This window comes from Mycobacterium asiaticum DSM 44297 (assembly GCF_000613245.1).
GTDB lineage: Bacteria > Actinomycetota > Actinomycetes > Mycobacteriales > Mycobacteriaceae > Mycobacterium > Mycobacterium asiaticum.
The window spans coordinates 2,229,507-2,235,526 of record NZ_HG964936.1 but is presented as its reverse complement, the minus strand read 5'-3'; the positions used below and the strand labels follow the sequence as shown (position 1 = coordinate 2,235,526).

Below are 6,020 nucleotides of genomic sequence, written 5' to 3'. Positions count from 1 at the left end.
CACCTTCCCGCCGTTCCCGGCGCTGCCCGACATCGGGGCGAGCATCACCGGTGGGATCAACGCCCTGGTCGACCTGGCCGGTAGTCTGGCCCTGCCGCCATTCGCCCTGCCGCCGTTGACCTTCCCGGTGATCCCGCCGATCACCTTGCCGCCGTTCACATTCCCGGCCCTGCCGGACTTGAGCGCCAGCATCAACGCCGGGATCAACTCGCTGATCAACCTGGCCGGCAACATCGGCTTGCCGCCACTTACGCTGCCCGAGTTCACATTCCCGGCGTTGCCGCCGTTCACGCTGCCATCGATCACGCTCCCGCCACTCGACCTGCCGACCCTGTCGGCGGCCCTGTCCGGCGCGTTGTCTGGCAGCCTCGGTGTCGGCCTGAACAACCTGTCGGCCGCCTTCACCGGCGCCCTCACGGGTGGTCTGAGCGACTTCAATGCCGCCATCAACGCAGCCTTCAGTGGCGGGCTTCCTGCCCTGTCGGGTGCATTGACCGGCGGTCTGAATGCGGTGGTCAACCTCGGTCAGACACTGGCGGCCAACTTGACGTTCCCGCCGTTCGCCATCCCGCCGTTCAGCCTGCCGTCGTTCACGCTGCCACCGTTCAGCTTCCCGAGCCTGCCGGCGTTCGACCTGCCTGCGTTGTCCGCCGCGCTCAACGCAGCCCTGTCGGGCAGCCTCGGTGCCAGCCTCGGCGGCCTGTCGGCAGCTCTGACCGGCGCCTTCACGGGTGGGTTACCGGCTCTCAGCGCCGCGATCACCAGCGGGCTCACCGGCTTCCAGGCCGGACTCAGTGGCCTCGTCAACGCCGGGCAAACGTTAGCGGCGGGCCTGAGCGCCACACTGCCGGCGCTCAACTTGCCCGCCCTGAGTGCCCAATTCGGCGCAGCGCTGACTGGTGGATTCAACGCGGGTCTCGCGGGACTCAACGCAGCGTTCAGTGGTGCCCTCGGCACCGGCCTCAACAGCCTTAACGCTGCCATCGACGCCACGTTCGCCGGCGGTCTGCCTACTCTGACCGCAGCCTTCAACGGCGGGCTGGGCGCGTTGCAAGCCGGGTTCAACGGCCTGGTCGCCACCGGCCAGAACCTCGCCGCCAACCTCGGTGCCGCGCTGGGCGGTTCGTTCACTGGCGGCCTCAACGGCCTCAGTGCCGCTCTGAGTGCTGCGTTCGCCAACCTCAACGCATCGGTGTCAGCCAACCTGAGCGCCAACATCGGCGCCCAACTCGGTGCCGCCCTCTCGGGTTCGCTGAACAGCTTGGTGGACGCCGGTGAGGCTCTCTCGGCAAGCTTGGCCACCGGATTGAGCGGCCTGGGCCAAACGGGTGCGGCCTTGACGGCTAATCTCGCTGCTGCGCTCGCAGGAGGCAGCCAAACCGGTATGGCCCTGGCAAGCATCTGGGCGAACGCGGTCACTCAGGTCACCGAAGTCTTCACCGACGCCTTCGGCGCCAGCCTCGGTACCGGTCTCTCCGGATTCGTCCAGACTGGCGGCCCGCTGGTTGCAGGCATCCAGAGCGCCCTCACCGGGCTCGCGCAGACCGGCGGATCTCTCCTGGTGTCACTGAATTCGACTGCGGTTAACCTTGCCGTCAGCCTGAACCAGGCGTTGCTGAACCTGCAGCTGGCTCTTCAGGCCGCGTTGAACGTTTCTGTCAGCACCTAGGAATCAGCATCTAGCGAGAATTAGCCCCGACGACGCGGCACCGGACGTTCGGACACCCGAACTCCGGTGCCGCGTCTATGGGCAGCGACACTCTGCCTGCGACCACTGGGGTTGGCCCAGGACTACCCGCGCGGCGCCTGTTGGCTATGGGATAGCGCCGTCATCGGCGGGTGACCCAGGAATAACACTGAATACCGCTGTCGTTTTGGGAATTTCACGCTATCTCGGCGACCGCCGAAAATTGGATCGCAGCCGATCCTGACTGCGGCCTACGACCCAGTCCGTACCAGGGGCCGGGCAATACCCCAGCGCCGCTCACACCAACTAGTTAAGTGTGTTGGTGTACGACATGGATTGAGCGACCTGCTGCGGCAGGGTGTTCAGTAAGAACGGGACGATACCGCCGAACTTGGTTCCGCCCAGCGGCACATTGAGGTCTGGAAGCAGCGGAAGGTTGAGAAGCAGTTGGCTCAGCGGCACTGTCGCTGAAATTTCGTGCGGCGGAACGAGAAGCCCGGTCAGGGGCAAGTGAGCAATGGTCGGCAGCGTGACTGGGAGTCCTGCGAGTGTCACGGTTACCGGAAGCGGTTGATCGATGATGACTTCTCCATTGAGGAAACCGTCCAGAACGTAAGCTGGCGTGTTTCCAATGGCGCTCGCTGCTCCCAGAAGGTCTCCGTTGGCCAACGACGTCGAGAAGAATGTTGCACCTTCCGCCAGACCATCGAGGCCGGCGAATGGCGGTCCCAGGATGGCAAAGCCCAACTGCAGGGGCAGCCCGAAGATGGCTTCGCCGGCGAGGCTGGCACCAAAGTTTGGACTCAGTGGGTCGAGGTTAAAGGTGAATGCGAAATCGGCCGAAACGCCGGCATTCGTAAGCGTACCAATCCCATTGGCGAGATTCCGCGCCATCATGCCGGGAATAGAGTTGGCCGGGAGCAAGCTGGCAGTGCCCTGGGCCTGCGCTCCGAGGGCGGTGAGGATGGGCAGGAGAGCTCCAGCCGGACCCTCAACTCCGATCGGTCCCACGATGTTGATCGACGGGGCAAGCAGGGTTCCGCCAGGGTGGATTTCTAGGCCACTGGTGTCGAACCCGGTAATGAAGAGGTCGATGAGGCCGTGAGCCCCGTACTGCACGGCCTGGTGGTAATTGCCCTGCTGGATTGCTACACCGGCCAGATCCAGGTCGTGCTGGAACGTCGGGAAGGTCTGCTGGAGGCCGGCGCCGACCGCCGCGAACTGCGTCCCGAGCACATCGGCGAACGCTGTCGCGCCCCTGACATAAGTCTCGACCTGCGTCGCGAGGTTGAATGCCGCGAGGTCTCGGAGAGCGAGTTCGATATTCGTCGGCACATTCGCCGGGAAACCCTGAACGAACAGGGCAAGGTCGTTGGCGGCGAGCTGAGCATAGAACGACTGATTGACGGCGATCTGGCTCAGGATGGGGAACGGCCGATAGTTCGCACCGAGACTGTTCAAGTTTCGTGCGGTGTTCTCTAGCAGGGTCAGATACGGATTGGGAGCGCTGACGATGCTGGGCGCGACCAGGGCCGGCGGAAACAGCGACGTGCCGATGCCACCAAGAATGGGACCCAGTCCGGGCAGTTGACCCAAGCCACCAAGAAGCGGCGAGAGGGCAGGCGATAACGGTGCTAGAAGCCCCCCGGTTCCGCCCGTCAGAGGGCCCAACAGCCCGGTTAACCCGCCGGTCGAAACCGGTAGGCCACCGCCACCGCCACCGGTGGTGCCGCCAAGCAGGCCCCCAAGCAAATCACCCAGTGGGTTTGTTGGCGCGGCCGTTGGAAATCCAAAGCCGCCGCTCAGCAGGGTCCGCTCGGCATTGGCGATCTCGGCATTGACGTAAGCGGCCGCGCCGCCGTTCAGTAACCGCACAAACTCGGCGTTGAATGCTGCCGCTTGGCTGTTGACGGCCTGGAAGTCTTGGCCGAAGGCACCGAATACCCGGGCGATGGCCGCCGAGATTTCGTCGCTGGCCGCAGCAGCGATCCCGGTTGTCGGGCCGGCGGCCGCGGCCGCGGCTTCGCTGAGGGAGGAGCGAAGGCCTGCGAGCTGACCAGCTGCTGCTGATACGAAATCTGTTTCAGCGACCACAAAAGACACGACGATCTCCCCTCGACGTACGCCCGACGTTCGTCGGCTGTACCCGCTAGTTACGAGAGCTAAACATCTTTAGGGAAAATATATTGAGGGCTTGGTCACCCGCGGGAGAACGAGCGACTTCCTACTGTGCGAGCGGTGCGTCCGCTTCCCGCCGTCGCTCGCACGACAGCTCCATGAAACTGCTCAGCAGCAAGCCTTCGGCGTGTCGACTGCTTCTCCACTCGGCCGCGATGCCCTGATCCGGCAGGACGCAGTGGACGCCGTCCCGAACAAACCAGCTCGGCGAATGCGCCAAATCGCGCTGACGCCCTCGGGATTATTCACGAGGGGGCGTTCGGCCAGGACACCTCAGAGCTGTGGTGTCCTGGCCGCCCCACCACTACATGAGGTTGGTAATCGCCGCTGCGAGCTCGGACCGGAAACTCAGAAGACCGGGGATGAGACCGCCGACTGGCGTGCCGGGCAACACTCCGATGTTGCTGTCAATGGGACTTAATGGAGTCAGCAGGCCGCCCAGGGGTAATTCGGCCACTGCGGTAAGGGACGACGGAGGAATACCGGGAATTCCGAAATCTACGGTCGTGGTCAGCGGCGGCAGGCTAACTAGCGTCTGGCCATTGAGGAAGCCATCGGCAAAAACGGCCGGGGCGTCGAGGACGGCGGCAGCCGCCCCAGCGACGTTGCCGGTTTGCACCGCGCTGATGAAAGCCGTCGTGCTGGAATTGAGTGCGACGAGACCATTGATCGGTGCGCCTATGCCATCAAATAGCAAGCGCAGAGGTAGGCCGAAGTTGATGCCTAAAGTAGTCGGGTCGAATGTCGATCCGAAGTTGGTGAGCACGTTGACCACATTGGTGGCGTTCTGCGCGATCTGAGCAGGGATAGACCCGGCAGGAAGCAGATTGGTGAAGTTCTGGGCCATTTGTCCGGGGATGGAAAAGATCGGTAACAGGTCGCCAAGTGGACCAAGCGGAGTGATTGGGATCAGCGCCGTATCGCCCAGCGTGAACGATATGTCCTGAAAACCGGGTAGAAAGACATTCTCGAGCCCCTGTCCCAGGGTGTTGGCGGCTCCAGTGATGTTGCCTGCCAGAATGTCCTGGAAAGCGGTTTGGAAGCTCGCCGGAAGTGCCGATAATCCGGTACCTAAGTCGTGCCCTGCACTCGTCAGACCGGTAACAATCGTCTGTGCGAAATTGATCTGGTTGTTGGCTACCTGCTGCAGGAATGCTGCCGGATTAGCACTCGCAAGCGCTTGCAGCGAGGCTTGGATGTTGAGGGGCGCGTTGGCCAGCTCGGCGGGCAGATTTTGAAGGGCCCCCTGAAGACCCGTGGCAAACTGCTGGGCGTAACCGGCCTGGTTGTTGACAACCTGAGTCAGGAACGGGAAGGGATTGGCCGCGAACGTGTTGTGGATGGCCTGCAGATTTGCCGACGTGTTCGCTGCGAGCGCTTGATACGGCGCGGCAACTGCAGCACCAAAGGCGTTGAGGTTTTGGATTGCCGCAGGCAGGCCGGCAGCCGCGAAGGCAGTGGGTGCGCCGCCAACGGCCCCACTGATGCCTTGGACCTCTCCCTGAATCGCGGTGCTGATGGACTGGGCCATGCTGCCTATCGGACCTACGCCGCCCGAGGTAGCGCTCATCAATGCCTGCACGCCCGAGGCCTCGGCGCTGGCATACGCGCTGGCACCGGCGTTCAACATCGTCACGAATTCTTGATGGAACGCGGCCGCCTGGGCGCTCAGGGCTTGGAACTCCTGACCGTGCGTGCCGAAGAGTTGTGCAATCGCGGCCGACACCTCATCGGCACCCGCCGCCAATAAGCCGGTAGTCGGGGCCGCCGCAGCCGCTGTGGCCTGGCCCAGGGACGAACTGATACCGGCCAGGTTCTGCGCTGCCGCTTCCACGAGCTCCGGCGCGGCGAACACGAATGACATAAACCAACTCCTCATCACTTGCCCGAATCGTGACCGGTGGTCACAGTGCACATTGAATTTAACTCAGCTCACCCTACTGGCAAGTAAGTTATACGTTTTCACAGGAAACTGGCAGGTTTAACCTGTTTTGCGGTGGGCCAAGCGCCCGAGACACTTCGGATGTATTCATCTCGGCGGGCGCCAGCCCGTCGCGGTTACTCGGGAGCCGACAACGTGGCTATGCCATCAGATAGGTGATGGTCTTGACACGCGACTGGTCCATCCGTGGTTTTCCCGGACTGGACACAAGCT

At 63.2% G+C, this 6,020-nt stretch carries 3 protein-coding genes; 1 reads left to right on the top strand and 2 read right to left on the bottom strand.

Features of this window, described 5'->3' with window-relative positions:
* Positions 1 to 1,669, top strand: a 1,669-nt coding sequence (locus BN972_RS29525) for a hypothetical protein (RefSeq protein WP_036356056.1), incomplete at its 5' end; no start/stop codon positions are given.
* Positions 1,670 to 1,993: 324 nt separating this feature from the next.
* Here BN972_RS29525 and BN972_RS10595 read toward each other — a convergent pair.
* Positions 1,994 to 3,790, bottom strand: coding sequence for a PE family protein (locus tag BN972_RS10595; RefSeq protein ID WP_036356052.1), 1,797 nt, complete (start codon positions 3,788 to 3,790; stop codon positions 1,994 to 1,996).
* Positions 3,791 to 4,169: 379 nt separating this feature from the next.
* Positions 4,170 to 5,729, bottom strand: coding sequence for a PE family protein (locus tag BN972_RS30985; RefSeq protein ID WP_036356049.1), 1,560 nt, complete (start codon positions 5,727 to 5,729; stop codon positions 4,170 to 4,172).
* Positions 5,730 to 6,020: the final 291 nt, after the last annotated feature.